20 protein-coding genes are annotated in these 19,221 nt (G+C 66.3%); 10 read left to right on the top strand and 10 right to left on the bottom strand.

Annotation, left to right across the window (positions count from 1 at the left end):
* Positions 1-25 precede the first annotated feature (25 nt).
* A complete protein-coding gene (locus tag ACFR9U_RS03070) occupies positions 26-1,069 on the bottom strand; it encodes a lysylphosphatidylglycerol synthase transmembrane domain-containing protein (RefSeq protein WP_247376813.1) in 1,044 nt (347 codons plus the stop codon).
* Between the two features lie 84 nt (positions 1,070-1,153).
* Between ACFR9U_RS03070 and thiL the strand changes: the two genes are divergently transcribed.
* Complete coding sequence (gene thiL / locus ACFR9U_RS03065) at positions 1,154-2,047, top strand: thiamine-phosphate kinase (protein WP_247376815.1); 894 nt, start codon at positions 1,154-1,156, stop codon at positions 2,045-2,047.
* 12 nt (positions 2,048-2,059) lie between these two features.
* On the opposite strand, the gene ACFR9U_RS03060 is transcribed toward thiL, so the two are convergent.
* The 3 genes from ACFR9U_RS03060 to ACFR9U_RS03050 form a co-directional block, all read right to left on the bottom strand.
* Positions 2,060-3,175 (bottom strand): site-2 protease family protein, encoded by a 1,116-nt coding sequence (locus ACFR9U_RS03060; RefSeq protein WP_247376818.1) that lies wholly within the window; start codon positions 3,173-3,175, stop codon positions 2,060-2,062.
* Positions 3,176-3,342: 167 nt separating this feature from the next.
* Entirely contained in the window at positions 3,343-3,591 is a 249-nt protein-coding gene (locus tag ACFR9U_RS03055; protein WP_247376820.1) for a DUF7123 family protein, read from the bottom strand.
* Positions 3,592-3,869: 278 nt separating this feature from the next.
* A complete protein-coding gene (locus ACFR9U_RS03050) occupies positions 3,870-4,700 on the bottom strand; it encodes a molybdopterin synthase (protein ID WP_247376822.1) in 831 nt (276 codons plus the stop codon).
* Between the two features lie 104 nt (positions 4,701-4,804).
* On the opposite strand from ACFR9U_RS03050, the gene pyrH reads away from it, so the two are divergent.
* The 5 genes from pyrH to ACFR9U_RS03025 all read left to right on the top strand — a co-directional run bounded on the left by pyrH (position 4,805) and on the right by ACFR9U_RS03025 (position 12,128).
* Positions 4,805-5,497 (top strand): UMP kinase, encoded by a 693-nt coding sequence (pyrH, locus tag ACFR9U_RS03045; protein WP_247376824.1) that lies wholly within the window; start codon positions 4,805-4,807, stop codon positions 5,495-5,497.
* Positions 5,494-7,224 (top strand): lysine--tRNA ligase, encoded by a 1,731-nt coding sequence (lysS, locus tag ACFR9U_RS03040; RefSeq protein ID WP_247376826.1) that lies wholly within the window; start codon positions 5,494-5,496, stop codon positions 7,222-7,224. Before pyrH ends, lysS begins: the two co-directional genes overlap by 4 nt.
* 98 nt (positions 7,225-7,322) lie before the next feature.
* A complete protein-coding gene (locus ACFR9U_RS03035) occupies positions 7,323-9,146 on the top strand; it encodes a site-2 protease family protein (protein WP_247376828.1) in 1,824 nt (607 codons plus the stop codon).
* Between the two features lie 107 nt (positions 9,147-9,253).
* Positions 9,254-10,180: a zinc metalloprotease gene (locus tag ACFR9U_RS03030; protein WP_247376830.1), complete on the top strand. Its 927-nt coding sequence runs from the start codon at positions 9,254-9,256 to the stop codon at positions 10,178-10,180.
* A gap of 40 nt (positions 10,181-10,220) precedes the next feature.
* Positions 10,221-12,128: a heme-binding protein gene (locus ACFR9U_RS03025; protein WP_247376832.1), complete on the top strand. Its 1,908-nt coding sequence runs from the start codon at positions 10,221-10,223 to the stop codon at positions 12,126-12,128.
* 42 nt (positions 12,129-12,170) lie between these two features.
* Here the strand turns inward: ACFR9U_RS03025 and ACFR9U_RS03020 are convergent, their stop codons facing one another.
* Positions 12,171-12,443, bottom strand: a complete 273-nt coding sequence (locus ACFR9U_RS03020) for a hypothetical protein (RefSeq protein WP_247376834.1) — start codon at positions 12,441-12,443, stop codon at positions 12,171-12,173.
* Positions 12,444-12,516: 73 nt separating this feature from the next.
* On the bottom strand, positions 12,517-12,864 hold the full coding sequence (locus ACFR9U_RS03015; RefSeq protein WP_247376836.1) for a DUF7344 domain-containing protein: 348 nt from the start codon (positions 12,862-12,864) through the stop codon (positions 12,517-12,519).
* Positions 12,865-13,141: 277 nt separating this feature from the next.
* Between ACFR9U_RS03015 and ACFR9U_RS03010 the strand changes: the two genes are divergently transcribed.
* Together ACFR9U_RS03010 and ACFR9U_RS03005 are read left to right on the top strand one after the other, a co-directional pair.
* Positions 13,142-13,618 carry a pyruvoyl-dependent arginine decarboxylase gene (locus tag ACFR9U_RS03010; RefSeq protein WP_247376838.1) on the top strand — a complete coding sequence of 159 codons (477 nt, stop codon included), beginning with the start codon at positions 13,142-13,144 and terminating at the stop codon, positions 13,616-13,618.
* Positions 13,619-13,658: 40 nt separating this feature from the next.
* Positions 13,659-14,018 carry a DUF5811 family protein gene (locus ACFR9U_RS03005; protein WP_247376840.1) on the top strand — a complete coding sequence of 120 codons (360 nt, stop codon included), beginning with the start codon at positions 13,659-13,661 and terminating at the stop codon, positions 14,016-14,018.
* 183 nt (positions 14,019-14,201) lie between these two features.
* Here ACFR9U_RS03005 and ACFR9U_RS03000 read toward each other — a convergent pair whose 3' ends face one another.
* The gene (locus tag ACFR9U_RS03000; protein WP_247376842.1) at positions 14,202-14,432 is read right to left on the bottom strand and encodes a DUF8015 family protein; all 231 of its coding nucleotides are present in this window, start codon (positions 14,430-14,432) and stop codon (positions 14,202-14,204) included.
* A gap of 76 nt (positions 14,433-14,508) precedes the next feature.
* Positions 14,509-16,332, bottom strand: a complete 1,824-nt coding sequence (infB, locus tag ACFR9U_RS02995) for a translation initiation factor IF-2 (RefSeq protein ID WP_247376844.1) — start codon at positions 16,330-16,332, stop codon at positions 14,509-14,511.
* Positions 16,333-16,538: 206 nt separating this feature from the next.
* Here infB and ACFR9U_RS02990 point away from each other — a divergent pair, with 206 nt between their 5' ends.
* Both ACFR9U_RS02990 and ACFR9U_RS02985 read left to right on the top strand, forming a co-directional pair.
* The gene (locus tag ACFR9U_RS02990; protein ID WP_247376845.1) at positions 16,539-16,778 is read left to right on the top strand and encodes a PRC-barrel domain-containing protein; all 240 of its coding nucleotides are present in this window, start codon (positions 16,539-16,541) and stop codon (positions 16,776-16,778) included.
* 13 nt (positions 16,779-16,791) lie between these two features.
* Positions 16,792-17,250, top strand: coding sequence for an NOB1 family endonuclease (locus ACFR9U_RS02985; RefSeq protein ID WP_247376846.1), 459 nt, complete (start codon positions 16,792-16,794; stop codon positions 17,248-17,250).
* A gap of 75 nt (positions 17,251-17,325) precedes the next feature.
* Here the strand turns inward: ACFR9U_RS02985 and ACFR9U_RS02980 are convergent, their stop codons facing one another.
* On the bottom strand, positions 17,326-17,457 hold the full coding sequence (locus ACFR9U_RS02980; protein ID WP_247376848.1) for a CopG family transcriptional regulator: 132 nt from the start codon (positions 17,455-17,457) through the stop codon (positions 17,326-17,328).
* Between the two features lie 127 nt (positions 17,458-17,584).
* Positions 17,585-18,736, bottom strand: a complete 1,152-nt coding sequence (locus ACFR9U_RS02975) for a CPBP family intramembrane glutamic endopeptidase (RefSeq protein ID WP_247376850.1) — start codon at positions 18,734-18,736, stop codon at positions 17,585-17,587.
* Positions 18,737-19,221: the final 485 nt, after the last annotated feature.

Genomic DNA, 19,221 nt, shown 5'->3' with positions numbered 1-19,221 from the left:
ACTCGCCGGTGCCCGTGTGGGTCGTTCACTCGTCTTCGACAACTGGCTCTTCCCCGCGACGGGCACCGAGGGCTGCAGCCGACCCGCCCCCGACGAGCGTCGGGAACCAGTAGGTGGCGGCGCGGTGGATGACGATCGCGGCCCCCGCTGCGGCGGCCGGGATGCCGGTCGTCGAGACCAGCAGGACGGTCAACGCCGTTTCGATGCCGCCGAGGCCGCCCGGGAACGGCGTGGCGCTCGCGAGCGCGCCCACGGGAATGACGACCAGCACCGCTGCGAAGGGCACGTCGTACCCGAGGGCGGTGACCGACAGCCACAGCGAGGACGTGAGCGCGAGCCAGCCGCCAAGCGAGAACGCCAGCGCGAGGACGAGCCGCCGTGGGCTGTTGGCGACGCGATCGATCGCCGTGAAAAATCCCTCGATGCGGTGTTCGATGACGCCGGGATCCGGTGGACTTCGTCGGGGGACGAGTCGTCCGAGGGCGCGGATGACCGGCGTCAGCAGGCGGACGACCGCGGCTTCCAGTTCGTAGCGGTAGCGCCAGCCCACGTACGCGGCGACCGGGATGGCGAGCGCGAGCGCGCCCACGGCAACGGAGGCGATCCGGAGGTTCCGCCCGAGCGTGACGGTCTCCACGGCGAAGAACGCGAGGCCGATCGTCGCGAGTCCGACGGACGGGACGAAGTGGAGCGCGTCGACGCTGGCGATCGCGGCCAGCCCGTTCTCGTACTCGCTGTCCGTGGCCTTCGAGATGAGCAGTGCGGTGAGCGGCTCCCCGCCGGCTTGCCCGAACGGCGTGACGTTGTTCGCGAACACGGCGGCCGTGTACAGCATGACCGCCTTCGGTGCCGAGACGGGCTCGTCGATCGCCTGGAGCACCGTGTACAGTGCCAGTCCCCACGAGGAGAGCCACAGGAGTGCGACGGGGACGAGCGCGGCCACGATCACCGGATCGGCGCTCGCGAGCGCCGCGAGGATCTGGTCGACGCCGACGAACCAGAACAACACCACCAGGACGAGCACGGCGCCGGCAAACCCCGCGACCGTGGCCCGTCTGTCCCCGTTCATGCCCGGGCCAACGACCGGTTTCCGTTTGAAGGCACCGACTGCCACCTCCCCCGGGATTTTAGAGGGCGCCCCCGAAGGGCGGGTATGGACGAGCGGGCGGCACTCGCGCTGTTAGCCGATGACCTGCCAGCCGCCGGCGACGACGCGGCCGTCGTCGGCGAGCAGGTGCTCACGACGGACATGCTTCACGACCGGACGGACTTCCCGGTCGGCACCACACGCTACACGGCCGGCTGGCGCGCCGTCGGCGCATCGCTGTCGGACGTCGCCGCGATGGGGGCGGAAGCGACGGCGGCCGTCGCCGTCTACGCGGCCCCGTCGTTCGACGAATCCGAACTCCGGGAGTTCGTCCGGGGTGCACGCGACGTCTGTGCGTACGTCGAGGCCGAGTACGTCGGCGGCGATCTCGACCGCCACCAGGAGTTTACCGTCTCGACGACGGTCCTGGGACGAACCGACTCGCCGGTGCGTCGGTCCGGCGCCAGCCCGGGCGACGCGGTCTGCGTCACCGGCACGCTCGGACGGAGCGGGGCCGCGATCCGGCTGTTCGAGCAGGGCGAGTACGACCGCGCGAACGACCTCTTCCGGTTTACGCCCCGGGTCGTCCCCGGGTTGGCTGTGGCCTCCCACGCGACGGCGATGATCGATTCGAGCGACGGCCTCGCCCGCTCGCTCCACCAACTCGCCGACGCCAGCGACTGCGGCTTCGCTATCGAGCGGCCGCTGCCCATCGACGAGGCGGTCGACGACGTCGCACCCGACGAGGCGACGCGCCGCGAACTGGGCGTCTTCTTCGGCGAGGACTTCGAACTCGTCTTCACGATCCCACCCGGCCAGTTGCCGGGCGTCAGGGACTGCTGTGACGTACAGATCACGAAAATCGGGACGGTGACCGAGCCCGACGAGGGGCTCACGCTCGCTGGCGACGCCCTGCGGGACAGAGGATACACGCACGCCGGCGAGGACGACGCGGAGTAACGAGAGCGACGCTCAGGCCGCGGCGACCTCGATCGGGATCGGCGTGAAACACGCCAGTCCGAGCAGGAAGGTGAGGAGTCCGACCGCGAACCGTTTCCGGTCGAGCGGGGAGTCGTCGATGGGGTCGGTCGGCCCGGCGTAGGCGAGACCGAGCGCCAGGACGCCCCAGATGAACCAGATGTACACTGCCTGGCCACTCCGGGCGACGAACAGGTAGGCGCCGAGGCCGAAGAGGCCGGCTGGGACGGCCGCAGACACCGTCTCCGTCCGCTTGCCGAACATCGCTCGGACGATGTGGCCGCCGTCGAGTTGGCCGACGGGCAGCAGGTTCAGGAACGTGATGAACATCCCGAGCCAGCCGCCGAAGACGACCGGATTGAAGATCTTGTTCGGGGCGCTGTAGGTGAGCGGCTGGCCGGTGATCGCCGACAGCACCTGCAGCATGAGCGGGTGGTTGAACGACAACTCGAACGGCACCCGCACCGGGTCCAGGTGGAGGCCGATGATGGTCACGACGACTGTCGCGCCCAGTCCGGCCAGCGGACCGGCGACGCCGATGTCGAACAGCGCCTTCCGGTCGGGTATTCGGCCGCGCATCTTGATGACGGCCCCCATCGTCCCGAAGATCGAGGGGAAGGGGATGAAATACGGCAGGCTAGCGTCGACCCGGTGGTAGCGACTCATCACGTAGTGGCCGAGTTCGTGCGTCCCGAGGACGCCGAGCACAGCAGCGGTAAACGGCCAGGCCTCCAGGAGGCTGAGCGGGTCGTTCCCGACGTCGATTCCGTACCAGACGGTGCCGACGAACAGCGTCGAGAGAACTGTCAAAACCGCAAGTACGACGTTCGTCCAGGGAATCCCGTTCAGGCCGAGCGATCGGGGTTTCGCGACGAGCGCGTAGTTCCCGGCCATCAACTGGGGGCCTCTGGACGGCTGCTGCTGGAGCGACACGTCGTAGTCGTACTCGTGGAACAGTGGCCACACTTCACGCTCCAGAACGTCCGAGGAGACTGCTGGGCGACCGATATACAGGAGTTTGTCGCCGTCGGTCCGCACCTCGTAGACGCGAAACGCCGAAGAGAGTTCGTCGACCGCGGGCGCGTCCCCCGGGACACCGCTCCCATCCATCGATTTCCCCTTGTACACGCGACCGTATAAATCTCCGGTCCGAATATCACACGAAAGAACTCGTCAGTGTCTCGAACGGTCGATCTCGGGGGTCGGGGAGGGCCCCGAGACGGCGGTTCGGGACGGCTGTCGTCGGGGGAACGGCCGGGGAGGCTGCGTCGTGGTGTCTAGTTGGCGGGCTCGATTCGCCACGTGGTCGCGCTCGTGTACGACCACTTCTCGACTTCCAGATCCGTCGCGGATTCGCTGAGTTTGACCATGAGCGCACCGATCTCCTTGGGCGAGAGGCCGACCTCGTCTGCGATGAATTTGCTCTTGAAGTACATCTCGCCGTCCTGGGCTTTCTGCTTCAGGTACGACCGGAGTCGTTCTTCCTTGCTCTGCGTTTCGGTGGAGGGCTGCGTTGTAGCGCTCATTTGTGACACCTCATCCGTTCGTATCAACTACATCTGCATATAAAGCCAGGAAGCTTCGAGTCACTTCGGCGGTTTTAGCGTCGGTTCGGGCCTTTTTCCGCCTAAATCGGTGTAAAACAACTCTTTCATAACGTTTCGAGAGGGCGCGAGACGTTTTACAAACGAATCTAAGGCCGTTATGATGTTCTTACTCCAGGGTGGCCGAGTGGGACTGACACGGCCACTCGCAGCGCCATTTGGCGGGTGATGTTGCCGCATCTCGCCTGGCGCGCGGTCGGTCACTCCCTGTCGTGGACCCAGAACTCCTCGTCGACGGTCACTTCCTTTTTGAAGATCGGGACCTCGTCTTTGAGCCGGTCGATGCCGTCTTCGACGGTCCGGAACGCTTCTTCGCGGTGGCCGGCGAGCACGACGACGAACACGATGTCCTCGCCGTACTCGATGACGCCCGTTCGGTGGTGGAGGCGAACGTCTACGACGCCGTCTCGGGTTTCGAGCTCGGCGCTGATGGTCTCCATCTTCTCCTCGGCGACGCCTTCGTACTTCTCGAACTCCAGGTACTCCGTCGGAGCGTCCTCGGGGGCGTCTTTCGCGCGGACGCGGCCGGTGAACGTCGCGATCGCGCCGGCGCGTTCGGCCGCTGGTGACGCTTTGACCTCCTCGACCAGCGTGTCGAGGGTCACGTACGGTTCGGTCGACGCGAGCGACGAGAGTACGTCGTCGACGTCGACGGCGTCGGCGTCCGGACCGGCCGCGAGTTCGGGGCCGGCGTGCTCGCGGTCCCCCAGGACGACCTGTGGGATCGCAGCGTGGCTGAACCCCTCGACGACTGCGTAATCGTACGCGGGCGCGAGGTCGGCCAGCGTCTCGTCCAGCGTTCGCTCGGTGCCGGTGGCGAACCAGCCCTCGTCGTCGGTGAGGCCGTAGGTCGCTGCGGCTCCGGCTGTCCGGTGGCGGTCCGTGTCTTTCCCCTCGGTGTCGACGTCGGGTGCGTGCGTGAGGTGTTTGACCGTGGCGACCCGTCCGCGGTCGGTCAGTCGCTCGACGAGCCGTTCGACGAGCGTCGTCTTCCCGGAGTCGGACGGCCCCACCACGCCGAGTACGTGCATACCTGAATCGCAGGCCGTCTGGGCGCATTAGCTTTCGGTCCCGCGATCGCCCGGCCGACGCGGAGTACGAACGCTTAAGAACGGCTCGGAGCAACCCGGACGTAATGAAAGTCGTCGTTTCTATCGGCGGGAGCGTGCTCGCGCCCGACCTCGAACCGGACCGAGTACGCGCCTACGCGGACGTCATCGAAGGGCTGGTCGCGAACGGCCACCGCGTCGGCGTCGTCGTCGGCGGGGGCACGGTCGCTCGGGACTACATCACGACCGCCCGGGACCTGGGCGCAAACGAGATGCAACTCGACCAACTCGGCATCGGCGTCACCCGGCTGAACGCCCAACTGCTCATCGCCGCGATGGGCGAGCAGGCCGCTCCGACGCCGCCCGAGAACTACGAGGACGCGGGCACCGCGATGCACCGCGGGGACGTGCCGGTGATGGGCGGGGTCACGCCAGCACAGACCACCGACGCCGTGAGCGCCGTGCTCGCGGAGTACGTCAACGCCGACCTGCTGGTGTACGCGACGAGCGTCCCCGGCGTGTTCAGCGCCGATCCCAACGAACACGAGGACGCCACCCGGTTCGCGGAGATGACGCCCGACGAACTGGTCGACATCATCGCCGACATCGAGATGGAGGCGGGCAGCAACGCCCCGGTGGACCTGCTGGCCGCGAAAGTCATCCAGCGGGCGAACCTGCGCGCCATCGTCCTCGACGGCACCGAACCCGAACGGGTCGCCAGCGCGATCGACGACGACGAGCACGACGGGACCGAGATCCGGCCCGGTGGTGACCGATGAGCGAGGACGCCGAGAGCGCAGTCGAGGACATCGACCTGTACGACCCCTACGCGGTCGGACGCACGGCCGGCCGCGCGTTCTGGGCCGACGCCGTCGCGGACGCCATTCTGGCGAGCGAGCCCGACGAGCCCATCGTCATCAAGGGCGGCGTCTCCCCCTCGGGTGTCCCGCACATCGGCCACTTCAACGAGATTCTGCGGAGCTACTTCGTCGCCGAAGCCCTCCGAGACCGCGGCCACGAGGTCCGCCAGGTGTTCACGACCGACGACAAGGACCCGCTCCGGAAGATCCCCCGAACGCTGGCCGACCTCGACTGGAACGTCGTCGACTTCGGTGACGACGCCGTCGACTCGGCCGCCGTCGGCCAGAACCTCGGGAAACCCTACACGGACATCCCCGACCCGTTCGGCTGCTGTGACTCCTACGGCGCGCACTTCACCAACCTCCTCGAACAGAGCGCGGACCTGGTGGACGTGCCCGTCGAGTTCGTCTCGAACACCGAACTGTACGCCGACGGGGAGTTCGAGGAGATCACGCGCTTCCTGCTCGAACACACCGACCAAGCCCGCGAGACGCTCGCCGAGTACCAGGCCAGCGTGGACGACTCCTACGTCCCGTTCACGCCCCAGTGCAGCGAGTGCGGGCTGCTGACGGGCCAGATCGTCGACGTCGATCTCGACGAGGGTACCGTCGCGTACGAGTGCACCGAGATGGAAGCCGGCGACCGGACCATCGAGGGCTGTGGCCACGAGGGCACGGCGACGCTCCGGGACGGCAAGCTCCCGTGGCGTTTCGAGTGGCCCGCCCAGTGGGACATCCTGGGGGTGGACTTCGAGCCGTTCGGGAAAGACCACGCAGAAGGCTCCTGGCCGAGCGGGGAGGACATCGCCCGGAACGTCCTCGACGTCGAGCCGCCGGTGCCGATGGTGTACGAGTGGTTCACGCTCAACGGCGAGGCGCTCTCCTCGTCGTCGGGCAACATCGTCACCGTTTCGGAGGTGCTGGAGTTGCTCGAACCCGAGGTGTTCCGGTACTTCTTCACCAAGAACCCCCGCAAGCAGCGTGACTTCGACGTGACGACGCTCGACCAGCTGGTCGACGAGTTCGACCAGTTCGAGCGGGTGTACTACGGCACCGAGGAGCCCCGCGACGAGGAGGAAGCGGAACTCGCCGAGCGAGCCTATCCGATGGCCGTCGGTAGCGAGGCACGAAGTGCCTCGGGAAGCCGGACGCAGTCCGGCGACGGCGAGGCGGCCGACGACCAGCCCATCCGCATCCCGTACACGTTCGCCGCCGTGCTGGGGATGACCGACGACCCCGAACTCCGCGAGCAGATGGCGCGGCGCGAGGGCCACATCCCCGAGGACGCCACCGAGGCGGAGATCGAGGCCGCGCTCGCGCGCGTCGAGCGCGCCCGACAGTGGGCAAAGCGGACCGACAACGAGTACAACTACCGGCTGGCCGAGGACCTCCCCGAGACCGACTTCGACGACGACGTGGCGGCTGCGCTGGCCGAACTGGCCGACTTCGTCCAAGCCGGGCACGACGGCGAGGAGATCCAGGGCGAGATCTACGAGGCGGCAAAGCGCAACGACGTGGAGGTGGGCGATTTCTTCGCGGCCGGCTACCAGCTGTTCCTCGACACCGACCAGGGACCGCGGCTCGGGCCGTTCCTGGCCGCGCTGGACGAGCAGTTCGTGCTCGACCGCCTCCGTCGGGACGCGTAGCACTGTTCGGGGACGCCCTCGGGCCGCGGTCACCCGGCGGTCGCCCGCCGGTGTCGTGAACCAAACTCTCTTGACTCACAGGCCCGTCTCGTCGGACGATGGTAAGCACGCTGACCTGGGTGCTCGCAGGCGTTCTCCTCTATACGCTCGTCGCGATGGCGCTGCGGGCCCAGGGCAAGATTCCCGAGTACATCCGGGTTCAGGGGCCGATTACCACGATCCACACGAAGCGTGGTCGCGCGTTCCTGAACTGGCTGGCGTCCCCGCGTCGGTTCTGGCGCGCCTGGGGGAACTTCGGCGTCGGTATCGCACTCGTGGTGATGATCGGCATGTTCGTGACGGTGTTGCTCGCCGGCATCCGGTCGTTCAGCCAACCCGAGGCGACGCCGGTCCGCAACCCCCAGAACGTCCTCGTGATTCCCGGCGTCAATGACTTCCTCCCGATGTCCGCCGCGCCCGAGATCGTGTTCGGGCTCGTCGCCGGTCTCATCGTCCACGAAGGCGGCCACGGACTGCTCTGCCGCGTCGAGGACATCGACATCGACTCGATGGGGCTGGCGCTGTTCGCGTTCATCCCCATCGGGGCGTTCGTCGAACCCAGCGAGGAGAGCCGGAACCGGGCGAACCGCGGCGCACAGACGCGGATGTTCGCCGCCGGCGTCACGAACAACTTCGCGATCACGCTCGTCGCCTTCCTCTTGCTGTTCGGACCGATCATCGGCTCGATCTCGGTCGTGAGCGGCGTCCCCGTCGGCAAGACGTTCCCGGGGTCGGCCGCTGGAGCGTCCGGCATCGAGGGCGGTGACGTCATCACGAGCGTCGACGGCCAGCCCGTCGCCAACGCCTCGGAACTCGACTCGGTGCTCGTCAACACCACCGACCGGACGGTCACGGTCGAGCGGCAAGACGCCCCCGCGGTGACGGTCAATCGGACGCTGATGATAACGCGGGCCGTCCCTGGGGTGCTCGACGGGCGGCCCGGCGAAACCGGCGTCAACATTAGCGGGGCGACGCCGCCGACGATCACCGCCGTCAACGGGACGGCGGTCTACACTGAACAGGGCTTCGCCGACGCGATCCAGAACCGCTCGCTCGTCACGGTGTCGACCACCGCCGGCAACGCGACGTTCCCAGTGGGTGCGTACGTGACCCGAGCGAGCGCGGGCGACCCGCTTGACGAAGCCGGCGCACCGACCAACGGGACGCCGATCGTCATCACGCAGTTCGGTGAGACGCGCGTCACCGATACGGCGACGCTCCAGACGGCGCTGGCACAGCACGACGCCGGTGACGAGGTGACCGTCGAGGCGTACGTCCTGCAGGGCGAGCGGGCGCAGCCGGCGACCTACAACGTCTCACTGGTTCAGGACCCGGACGGCGAGGGCGCGTACCTCGGCGTCTTCCTCCAGGGCGGGACGAGCGGCCTGGCCGTCAACGACTTCGGCATCGACATCTACCCTGCCGAGGGCTTCCTCGGGTTGCTCGGCGGCGGGAGCGGTCCCCTCGGTGGCCTGACCGACGGCTCGTTCGTCCGCCAGGTGTTCGCCGTCCTCCTGCTGCCCTTCATCAGCGTCCTCGACCCGAACTTCTCGTACAACTTCGCGGGCTTCGTCCCGGAAGTCGTCGGCTTCTACACCGTCGAGGGGCCGCTCGCCGCGCTCGGCGGGGGCGTGTTCACGCTGGCGAACGTCACGTTCTGGACGGCGTGGATCAACCTCCAGCTCGGGATGTTCAACCTCGTTCCGGCCTTCCCGCTCGACGGCGGGCACATCCTGCGGACGAGCACCGAGGCCGTCATCTCGCGGCTCCCCATCGAGGGCGGTCGCCGGCTGACCACGGCCGTCACCATCTCGATCAGTCTGGTGATGCTCGCGGGCCTGTTCCTGATGATCTTCGGCCCCGGTCTGCTGGCCAGCACCTAACGGTCGGTCGCGCTGGCCTCTTCATCGTGGTCTAGTCGTGTCTTACCCGGAACTGACCGTGGTAACGTCCGACGTACAACGTGTGATTCGGTCGACCGTGGCGCTGTATGAACGGCCGGGTCGTGATCGCTCTCCTCGTCCTCGCCGTCCTCGCCTGGACGCAGGGTCTCGTCCCGATCACGCACGTTCCGGGGTTTCCGGACCGCGACTTCGATCGGGACGGCCTCAGCAACGAGCGCGAGCGGGCGCTGGGGACGAACGCCTTCAAAGCGGACTCCGACGGCGACGGCCTCGACGACTGGTACGAGCTCTCGGCGCTGGAGACCGACCCGACGACGGCGGACACCGACGACGACGAGTTCTCGGACAGCGTCGAACTGGTCGGCGGCCCGCCGATCGCTGGCGCTGACCCGCTGCAGCGGGACGTGTTCGTCGAGATCGATTACGTGACCGGGAAGCGCCCGTCCCGGGAGACGCTCGACCGAGTCGCGGCGGTTTTCGAGGCGGCTCCCGTCCGGAACCCGGACGGCTCCACCGGGATCGATGTCCACTTCGTCATCGACGACGAGATCGGCTCTCCCACCGCGACGACCCCGAAAGAACTCTCTCGGATTCGGAAGGCCCACTTCGACAACTCGTCGGTCGGCTACCATTACGCCGTGTTCGTCGGACAGGCGGGCGGCGAGAACAGGACGCGGACCGGGTTTCAATCGTCGGGACCCGGCTACCGCCAGATGGCGATCGAGTACCAGGGCGGCGACTTCGCGGGGACGTTCGTCCACGAACTCGGCCACTCGCTCGGGATCGACGCCGACGACTACGCGGGCGTGGACTCGTACGCGGTGTCGGCGGCCACCTACCCGAGCGTGATGAACTACAACTACCCGGACTCACCGATCAGATTGACTCACGACGGCCCGTTCGACGACTGGGAACACATCAACGACTCGCAGATCAATCCGCGGCCGCGCGAGATTCGGCGCCGTCTCACCCGAGCGCGAGCCGAGGACGACGGCTCGGTTCTCGAAGACTGAGAACGGAAACCTCCTTACGGACCGTTCCGAACGGCCCCGTATGGAACAGCGCGATCCGCCACCGACCGAAGAGGGTTGGTACGCCCTGCACGACTTCCGGACGATCGACTGGGACGCCTGGCGCAACGCGCCCGAACACCGCCGCGAGCGCGCGCTCGAGGAGGGGATCGACTACCTCCAGTCCCACGCGAACCTGGACGACGTGACCGACCCCGACGAGTTCGGCGGCGGTGCGACCGCCGTCTACACCGTCGTGGGACACAAGGCCGACGTCCTGATCATGCACCTCCGCGAGACGGTCGCGGAACTGGACACCGCCGAGCGCCGGTTCGAGCAGACCGCCTTCGCCGAGTTCACCGAGCAGCCCAACTCCTACCTCTCGGTGACGGAGGCGTCGGGCTACACGGAGTCGGCCCGCGGTTACTTCGAAGGCGAGGTCGACGACGACTCCAGTCTCGCGCAGTACATCCAGAAACGGCTCCATCCCGAGGTCCCGGACTCGGAGCACGTCTGTTTCTACCCGATGAGCAAGCGCCGCCAGCCCGAGCAGAACTGGTACGACATGCCGTTCGACGAGCGGGCCGACATCATGGAACGCCACGGCAACATCGGCAAGGGCTACGCCGGGAAGGTCAGCCAGATGATCGCCAGCAGCGTCGGCTTAGACGACTGGGAGTGGGGCATCACGCTGTGGGCCGACGACCCCACGAACATCAAGGACCTCCTGAACGAGATGCGGTTCGACCCCTCGTCCAGCCACTTCGCGGAGTTCGGTCCGTTCTTCTTCGGTCGGAAGTTCCCGCCGGCAGACCTGCCGGCCGTCCTCGCGGGCGACGACGTGCCGACCGGGGACAGCGACACCGCCGGCCAGCACGCCGAGACGAGTGCACCCGCTCACGCCGGCGACTCCGGCGGTCACCCTCGCGGTGAGACTGGCAGCCACGGAACGTCCGACAGCGACTCTCACGCCGGCGGTCCCCCGACGGGCGGCAGCGACGAGGACGACGAGATCGAAGCCGACGACGAGATTCAGCAGAAACTCGGCAACCTCGGACTCTACCCCGGTGAGGATTACGACGAGGGCGACCACGGCCTGGTCTTTTACTCCCAGGCCGACGCGCAGGACCTCGCCGACGAGGTCGACGGCCTGCGGAGCAACTTCGAGCACTACGACACGCACGTGCTGACGACGGTCCGGGCCAACGAGGGCCGGGCGGCCATCGCCAGCGTCTGGAAGACCGAGAGCGCCGCCGACACGGCAAGCGGCTTCCTCAACGACCTCTCGGGGATCGTCGAGGGGTACCGCGGTCCGCTCGGCGAGGGCGACGGCGAGACCGACGACGCCGAGACCGACGCGGGCGACGAGATCCGCGGCGAACTCGAAGACCTGGACATCTACGCCGGCCAGCCACACGGCGAGGACGTGTACGCGCTGGTGCTGTACTCCGAGGCCGACCGCGAGGAGCTGTTCGCGGAAGTCGACGACCTCCGGGACGGCTTCGACCGCTACGACACCCACGTGAAGACGGCGCTGTACGACTCCGAGTCGGGCGACGACGACCGGACGGCCGTCGTCAGCATCTGGGACACCCAGAGCGCCGCCGACACGGCCTCCGATTTCCTCTCGGACCTGCCCGGCATCGTCGCCCGCGCGGGCGAAGAGTCCGGCTTCGGGACGATGGGGATGTTCTACACGGTCAAGCCCGAGCACCGCGAGGACTTCGTCGAGAAGTTCGGCGAAGTCGGCGAACTGCTCGCTGACATGGAGGGCCACCACGACACGGCCCTGATGGTCAACCACGAAGACGAGAACGACATGTTCATCTCCAGCCAGTGGCGCGCCAAGGAGGACGCGATGGACTTCTTCCGCTCGGACGCCTTCTCGGAGACGGTTTCCTGGGGACAGGACGTCCTCGCCGACCGCCCGCGGCACGTGTTCCTGGCGTAACCGCACAACGGTTCCCCGCGTGCTCGTTTTCGCCTACCGCTTTCAGTCGGCTCGTTCGCCAGCGTGGCTGCCCGTGAGTGCCTGCTGGAGGACGTGCCCGAGGAACCCGATGCCAGGAACGGCGAACACCGAGGCGTGTACCCAGGCGTCGTAGTCGACGTTCGGCGGTTTCGTCACGAGGAAGAGCCCGTAGACGGCCAGCATGATGACGATCCAGAGGGCGGTGATGACCAGAAACGGGACGGCGTCACGAACGGCGTCCGCGACCGCTGCTTTCGTGCTCTGTGACTCGTTGTTGCTGTCGATCTGCACCATTAAAGAACAGTGGCCACGGCCTGTTCGGGTGCGTCTTTGCTGGGAGCGCTGCGAGGCTGGCTCGTCGGCGTGCTTACTCGTCCAGCGCTTCGAGAACCGTGATTCCGCGTTCGAAGCGAGGTCCCGGCGCGACGTCATCGTCGTTCGCGTCCTGTCGACTGTCGGTCCCCCCGTCGGTCTGTTCGTCGCTGGCGTGCTCGACGAGGCCGACTGCCTGGAGCGCGGGCAGGTGCCTATGATGGAGGGCAACCTGTGCCCGTTCTCTGGTGGCATCGAGAGCGGTTTCGACCGTCGTCAACGAGACCGTGTCCCGGCCGTCCGTCGTCTGTTGCTCGTGCAGGCGTCGCAGGAGCCGACGCCTGTGCGGGTGTGCCAGTGCTCGGAGGAGTTCGTCGACAGTCCGGTCTGTGTCTCGTCTCATCGTTTGTCCGTGAACGCGGCCACGGGGCGGCGGTCCGACTCGACTCGCGTCACCGTCGCCGGCCGATGACCGTATTCACACTGCGGAATCGCACAGTAACTGTATAGGTGTTTTATCGCCCTTCTCGAAGACTGCGTGCCCGCTCGGTCCGCTTCTGTTGCGGCTTGTCCCGACGCGGCGGACTGCCGTGCCGATAGCTGTGAGTGACAGATCGGGTGCACGGTGTGGCTGGGGGGGAATCGTAACCCCTTACCGCTGGCCGCGGTCTATATCGGGTATGAGCGTCATTCGGCTCGTCTGGGGACGAGCAACTGGGCCAACGCCGACGGCGTCCTACGACGCGGCGCTCGCGGCGGCGAACGTCCACAACTTCAACCTGATCACCGTCTCCTCGGTCATCCCCGCGGCGGCGCAGCTCGAAGTCGTCGAGACTGCCCCGGACCTCGGCGACGTCGGCGACTCGCTGACGGTCGTCCAGGGCCGAGCCACGCGGGGGCCGGGCGACGCAGGCGCCGCTGGCATCGGCTGGGCACGCAGCGAGTCCGGGCGCGGTATCTTCTACGAGTCCTCGGGCGACGACGAGGCGACCGTCCGCGACCGCATCCGGGACGGACTGGACGCGGGGAAGGATCTGCGAGACTGGTCGTTCACCGACGAGGACGTAGTCGTCGTCGAGGCCGACTCCGACCCCGAGGCGTACTCGACGGTCGTGGTCATCGCGGCCTACGGGGAGAGTCGTCCAATCCTGCGCTAGCCGGCGGATTTATACGTTCGACATACATAGAACAGCGGAAATGTACGGAAACGCCCCGTTCGCGGGTACCGACGACGTCGACGTGCCGACGCTTTCTGCCGAGCAGCGCCAGCACCTCCGCCGCGATCTGGCCAGCGTCGCCGCCCGAACCCGCGAGTTGCTCCCGGACGAGTTCGCCGTCGGTCTCGAACTGTCCGCGAGCCCCGAGGGTCCCCGGGCGACCGTCGCCGTCCAGCCCCCGGTCGGCTCCATGGTCAGCGCCGGCTACACCCCGGAGGACACGACCGACATCCGCATCGCTGAGGACGAACGCACCGACATCGCGCAGGGGCTCGCCGCGAGTGCCGCCCTGCAGGTCAAACAGGCGATGGGCGATACGAACTCCCAGACTGCCCAATAGTACCTTTTTTAACGGGGGAATCGCGCTCGCCTCTGGCGAGCGCTCAACCCCCGTCAAAAAATCTACGCTAAAAAAGCCGGACGCTCGGCTTCGCCTCGCGTCCGGTGAACCGGCGAGCAAGCTCGCCGGATGCTGGCGACCTCCTGCTGCTCAGCTAGCACGGGTAGTCAGCAAACCGCGCCGCTACCGCTCGCACTTGCTGCTCGTCTCGCCGTCGACCGGCGGCGAATAAAACAGCGCGTAGCCCATTGCAGCGCTCGCGGGCAGACTCCCGACTGCCAGCGCCAGCGTGAGCGGCACGCCGACGAAAAACCAGATGACAACCGCCACTATCAGTGGTCCCGGAATCACGGAGAGGACCAGATCCGGCTCGGACACTCGATCGAGACGTGTGTCTGAGATGGTTGCCTCCACTCACACCGTCCACAGCGAGCTAATTAAATATTATTACTTGGCAGAAAACGGAGGTATTCCCGTGCCGGGGGTCCGCTCACTTCCCCCAGAAGGGGTCGCGGTTGCGCTGTTTCTCCAGGTACATCGAGAGCGCTTCGCGCTCGTCCGCCGGGATGTCCTCGGTGAGTTCCTGTTCGAGGATCTTCGCGTGCTTCTCGGGGAGGTGGACCCAGAGTTCGTCGCCCTCTTCGATCTGGCGGCCGACGGTCGGGCCGTCGATGGAGACCGCCGCGCGCTCGCCGGCGCGGAGTTCGTCGACGTCCTCGCCCTCGTCCTGGATGGATTTGAGGTTGCCGACGCGCTTGAACTCGCCGTCCTCGAACTTCGCGGCGTTCGTGTTGCGCTTGACCGTTCCCGACCGGACCTCGACGCCGACCACTGCGGGGTCGGACTGGCGGAAGGTGTGGTCTTTGAGGATCTGGAAGCGCGCGGGGCGGGTGATGTTCTCCAGGACCTGCTCTTGCTGGGACTGCTCGATCGCCTCGACGTGCTCCTCGTACTCCTCGATGAGCCGGTAGATGACGTCGTGTTCGAAGATGCGAACGCCCTCCTGTTTGGCGAGTTTCTCGGCGTCGTCGAGGATGTCGACTGAGAACGCGAGGATCGCCTTGTGTTTGTCCTCGGCGGCGGTCTCGGCGACCCGGATGTCACGCGGGGCGACGTCGCCGACCTCCGCGCGGACGATGGGGATCTCTGACTCGTCGAGCGTGCTCGCGATGGCCTCCAGGCTCCCGAGCGTGTCCGCCTTGACGATGACGCCCTGTTCTTCCGTGCGGACCTCGATCTCGGCGAGTTCCTTCTCGACCTCTGCGACGACTTCGTCCTTGTTCCGGTTACGGACGACGCGGATCGGCGCGCCGGCCATGGCGTCGTCGAGATCGGGCGCGGCGATCTTCACACCCGCCGCCGCCGACACCTCGTCGACTTTCTCGAACTGCTTCTCGGTGCGGATCTCGGCCAGCGGCCGGGGCTGGAGCAGTGCGCGTACCTCCGTCGTGATCGGTGCGTTCAGGCCGCCGACGATGATCTCGTCGTCCGCCCGGATCGTGCCGTCGTAGAGGACGGCGTCGACGGTCGTCCCGAAGCCCTGGGTGTCCTTGACCTCCAAAACCGTGCCTGCGCCCGGACCCTGGACGTCGATGGCCATCTCCTCTTTCATGTAGCGCTGGGAGAGGCCCATCAGGACGGTCAGCAGGTCGGGGACGCCCTCGGCGGTCATCGCCGAGACGGGGACGACGCCGATGTTCTTCTGGAAGTTCTGGACGCGCCAGTACATGTCCGCGGAGAAGCCCTCGTCGCTGAGCTGCCCGATGATCTTGTACAGGCGGTCGTTCAGGTCGCCCTCGACGCGGTCCGATTGCTGTTCGATGGACTGCTGGATGGGTTCGCCCTCGTTGGGGTTCCAGCCGGGGACCGTGTCCACTTTGTTCGCGGCGACGATGAAGGGCGTCTGGGTCCGTTTCAGGATGTCGACGGCCTCCAGCGTCTGGGGCTGGAACCCGTCGTTGACGTCGATGACGAGCACTGCGATGTCTGCGAGCGCGCCGCCGCGCGAGCGCAGCGTCGAAAAGGAGTGGTGACCGGGCGTGTCGATGTACAGCAGGCCCGGCAAGTCGAAGTCGTCGGGGTTGACGAGACTCCCGGCCATCTCGGAGATGGTTTCGAGCGGGACGGCGGTCGCACCGATGTGCTGGGTGATCGCGCCCGCTTCGCCCTCGGTGACGGTCGAGCCGCGGATCTTGTCCAGCAGCGTGGTTTTCCCGTGGTCTACGTGGCCGAGGACTGCAACGATCGGTGTCCTGAGCGCGTTCGATTCGTCCCCCGCCGTACCGGTCTCAGTGTCCGGGTCAGAGTCAGACATGGCATATCACCGTGGAGAATCCTTACCCCATACCAACCGTGCGCGGGATTTAAGCTTCCTCCTTTTGGGGACGCCTGTCAGCGGATGACGCACGGCCGCCCGCGCGACTGATCGGACCCGCAGGACGCCCGGCTCGCGGGTTCCAGCGTCTGACCCGCGTCACACGGCCCGTGGCGTTTATGTGAGTGGAATACACACCTCTCGGTATGGCAGAGATACTCGCCGAGAACCTCTCGGGAAAGGCCGTTATGGGTTCGGACGGGGCCGAACTCGGCATGCTGTACAACATCACGATGGACGCGAACTCGGGTCGACTGCACAATCTCGTCGTCGAACCGGACGAGATGGCCCGGGACACCGGGTTCGACACGGACGACGCCGGTCGGTTTCTGATTCCCGTCACTCGCGTACAGGCGGTCAAAGATCACATGATCGTCCAGAACTGACGTTTGTCCTTCGATGTACGTTCTCGATTCTTCGGCATTCATAAACGAGTATCACACCCAAGAGCGCATCGCGTCGATTCCGATGGTCCGCGAGGAACTCGAAGACGAGAGTGCCTACCGCTTCGACGCCCTCGAAGGGTCGGGCATGCACCTCCACATCCCGGAGGGCGAGACCGTCGAGCGCATCGAGCGCGCCGCGCGTGAGACCGGCGACCTCGACGAACTCTCTCGGACCGACGTCCGGCTCGTCGCCGCCGCTTTCGAACTCGACGGGCACCTGGTGACCGACGACTACGCGATGCAGAACGTCGCGGAGAAACTCGACGTCTCCGTCGAGGTCATCGCCCAGGACGGCATCGACGAACAGCGCGACTGGCTGTTCCAGTGTTCCGGCTGTGGCCGCGAGTTCGACGAGAACCACGACCGGTGTCCGATCTGCGGGAGCGAACTGACCCGGAAGAATCCCGCGTAGTCGTTCCCAACGCTTCCGCCGTTTGCTTCTACAGTACGCTGTCAGTTCGGGCAGCCGCCAGTCCCACCTGGCGACCTACAGGTGATCCAGTCCGACGTCGATCAGCTGGCGGAGCACTTCCTCTTCGGTCAGGTCGTACTCCTGGGCCAGCGTCTTGACTTCCCGTGCGAGGTCGTCGTCGCAGACGACCGAGTAACGGGTCGGCATGCTACTGACTTGGAGATTTCAGCGGATAAATACCCGTCAGACAGGCGTCTCATCGCGCGGCAGACGCGCTGGGTTGTTGCCTTCGACGGTACAATTTCGTGTCCGTCCCTGAAAGAAGGTCGCGGCCCTAGAGACCGGGCATGGTGCCAGTCAACTCGACGTAGAGTGCGTAGAACTGGATGGCGTTGAAGGTCCCGTGGATGAAGATGGGGACGAGGATGTTCTCGGACTTGTAGTAGCTGTAGCCCAGGACGAGCGAGAGCACGAACACGATAAACAGCGTCGAGAGCATCGCGATGGGATTGGGATCGGCGTACTGCTGGAAGTGGATCGCGGCGAAGGTGACGCTGGCGACGAAGACGGCCGTCCGCCGCGAGAACGACTCGTAGAGGTACTTCTGGAGGACGTTGCGGTAGACGAGTTCCTCGCCGGGACCGATGGCGAGCCAGGACAGCGGCACCAGCGGCAGGAGAAACGCCGGCTCGGGAACCTGCTCTGCGAGCCGCTGGATGCTGCTGTCCGCGGTCGGGAGACCGAGTTGCGTGAACGTGTACGAGACCAGCCCGGCCCCGAGGAAGATGACGAGCAGACCGCCGAGACTGTAACCGACGTCGCGCAGGTCGGGCCGTTTGACGTCGATGTAGTCGAGGCCGAGGTCGCGATAGCGCAGGTACCCCAGCGTGAACAGCCCCAGACCGATCCCGGACCCGGCGGTGACGATCGGGTACATCTGACTCGTCCCGAACGAGGAGACGAGCGCCATCGGCACGATCGCAAAGGAGTAGGCGACGACCGTGCTCACCAGGAAGCCGGCGAAGCCGATGACGATCGCAATCGCGACGGCGCGAACCTGCGTCCACAGCAGGTCGTCCGTGATCGCACGGAAGTCCGCGACCGCGACGACCGCAGCGAACAACCCTGCAACTCCGGCGATGGGCAGGCCGAGGCCGAGCGTGGGTGTCGTTCCCTCGCCCAGCGCAGGCGTGACGAGCCGTGCGAGTGCGACGACGGCGACCCCGAACGAGAGCAGGCCGGCCATGGTGCTGCCGAGCGGTCGGTTGAGCGTGCCGTGTCGGCGGAGGGAGAACGTGACTGTTGCCCCGAGCGCGAGGGTGGCAGCGAGGGCGCTCCCGTCGATTCCGGGGACGGAAACGAGTGACGGCTGGCCGGTCCAGGGCAGGAAGGAGGCGACCAGCGCGAGGCCCGCGAGGACCAGGCCGAGCGTCGGCGCGGCGCCGGTCGCGGGCGCGCCGTCCTCGGCTGCGTGTGCTGTTGCCATTGCTACGTGCCTGGACCTCTGGCGGTTTAGTGACTACGTTTCCGACCCCACTTTTTTACTGCGGGGGTGTCCTCGCTTCGCTGCGGGCACCCCCCGAAGCAAAAACCTGGACTAAAAACTGCTCCGCGCTCATTACATTCGCGCGGAGTGAACCCCCTCGCTCGCTGCGCTCGCTCGGCGGATGCTTGTTCACTGTGTGCGTATCGGGTATTCGATGGATAGCCGCTCCCTGCTCAAAATCTCGTGTCCAACACAATCAACGTAAAGAGAACAAAGCCACCTGCCAACAATGCACCTTCCCACAGACTATACTGAAGTGGATAGACAGTCAGCCCACTGAATATCACAGTTCCGAGAAGTCCGATTACACCGACAAAAATAGCCCGCTCCTCTCGCTTCATGATTTATTGTTGACGCAAACGCTGATAAGACTATTGTCTGTACTGAGCACCAGCATCCGCGTGAACGAAGTGAACGCGGTTCTT

Origin of the sequence: Halorientalis brevis (genome assembly GCF_042678165.1) — an archaeon.
Classification (GTDB): Archaea; Halobacteriota; Halobacteria; order Halobacteriales; family Haloarculaceae; genus Halorientalis; species Halorientalis brevis.
This window is presented reverse-complemented; position numbering and strand designations above follow the sequence as displayed.

Excerpts from the sequence above, each read along its gene's own strand:
- ACFR9U_RS03010 (WP_247376838.1), top strand. The coding sequence starts at position 13,142 with ATGAGCGTCATTCGGCTCGTCTGGGGACGAGCAACTGGGCCAACGCCG.
- ACFR9U_RS03055 (WP_247376820.1), bottom strand. The coding sequence starts at position 3,591 with ATGAGCGCTACAACGCAGCCCTCCACCGAAACGCAGAGCAAGGAAGAA.
- infB (WP_247376844.1), bottom strand. The coding sequence starts at position 16,332 with ATGTCTGACTCTGACCCGGACACTGAGACCGGTACGGCGGGGGACGAA.
- ACFR9U_RS03070 (WP_247376813.1), bottom strand. The coding sequence starts at position 1,069 with ATGAACGGGGACAGACGGGCCACGGTCGCGGGGTTTGCCGGCGCCGTG.
- ACFR9U_RS03015 (WP_247376836.1), bottom strand. The coding sequence starts at position 12,864 with ATGAGACGAGACACAGACCGGACTGTCGACGAACTCCTCCGAGCACTG.
- ACFR9U_RS03035 (WP_247376828.1), top strand. The coding sequence starts at position 7,323 with ATGGTAAGCACGCTGACCTGGGTGCTCGCAGGCGTTCTCCTCTATACG.
- lysS (WP_247376826.1), top strand. The coding sequence starts at position 5,494 with ATGAGCGAGGACGCCGAGAGCGCAGTCGAGGACATCGACCTGTACGAC.
- ACFR9U_RS03020 (WP_247376834.1), bottom strand. The coding sequence starts at position 12,443 with ATGGTGCAGATCGACAGCAACAACGAGTCACAGAGCACGAAAGCAGCG.
- ACFR9U_RS02975 (WP_247376850.1), bottom strand. The coding sequence starts at position 18,736 with ATGGCAACAGCACACGCAGCCGAGGACGGCGCGCCCGCGACCGGCGCC.
- ACFR9U_RS02980 (WP_247376848.1), bottom strand. The coding sequence starts at position 17,457 with ATGCCGACCCGTTACTCGGTCGTCTGCGACGACGACCTCGCACGGGAA.
- ACFR9U_RS02985 (WP_247376846.1), top strand. The coding sequence starts at position 16,792 with ATGTACGTTCTCGATTCTTCGGCATTCATAAACGAGTATCACACCCAA.
- thiL (WP_247376815.1), top strand. The coding sequence starts at position 1,154 with ATGGACGAGCGGGCGGCACTCGCGCTGTTAGCCGATGACCTGCCAGCC.
- ACFR9U_RS03030 (WP_247376830.1), top strand. The coding sequence starts at position 9,254 with ATGAACGGCCGGGTCGTGATCGCTCTCCTCGTCCTCGCCGTCCTCGCC.
- ACFR9U_RS03060 (WP_247376818.1), bottom strand. The coding sequence starts at position 3,175 with ATGGATGGGAGCGGTGTCCCGGGGGACGCGCCCGCGGTCGACGAACTC.
- ACFR9U_RS02990 (WP_247376845.1), top strand. The coding sequence starts at position 16,539 with ATGGCAGAGATACTCGCCGAGAACCTCTCGGGAAAGGCCGTTATGGGT.
- ACFR9U_RS03005 (WP_247376840.1), top strand. The coding sequence starts at position 13,659 with ATGTACGGAAACGCCCCGTTCGCGGGTACCGACGACGTCGACGTGCCG.
- pyrH (WP_247376824.1), top strand. The coding sequence starts at position 4,805 with ATGAAAGTCGTCGTTTCTATCGGCGGGAGCGTGCTCGCGCCCGACCTC.
- ACFR9U_RS03025 (WP_247376832.1), top strand. The coding sequence starts at position 10,221 with ATGGAACAGCGCGATCCGCCACCGACCGAAGAGGGTTGGTACGCCCTG.
- ACFR9U_RS03050 (WP_247376822.1), bottom strand. The coding sequence starts at position 4,700 with ATGCACGTACTCGGCGTGGTGGGGCCGTCCGACTCCGGGAAGACGACG.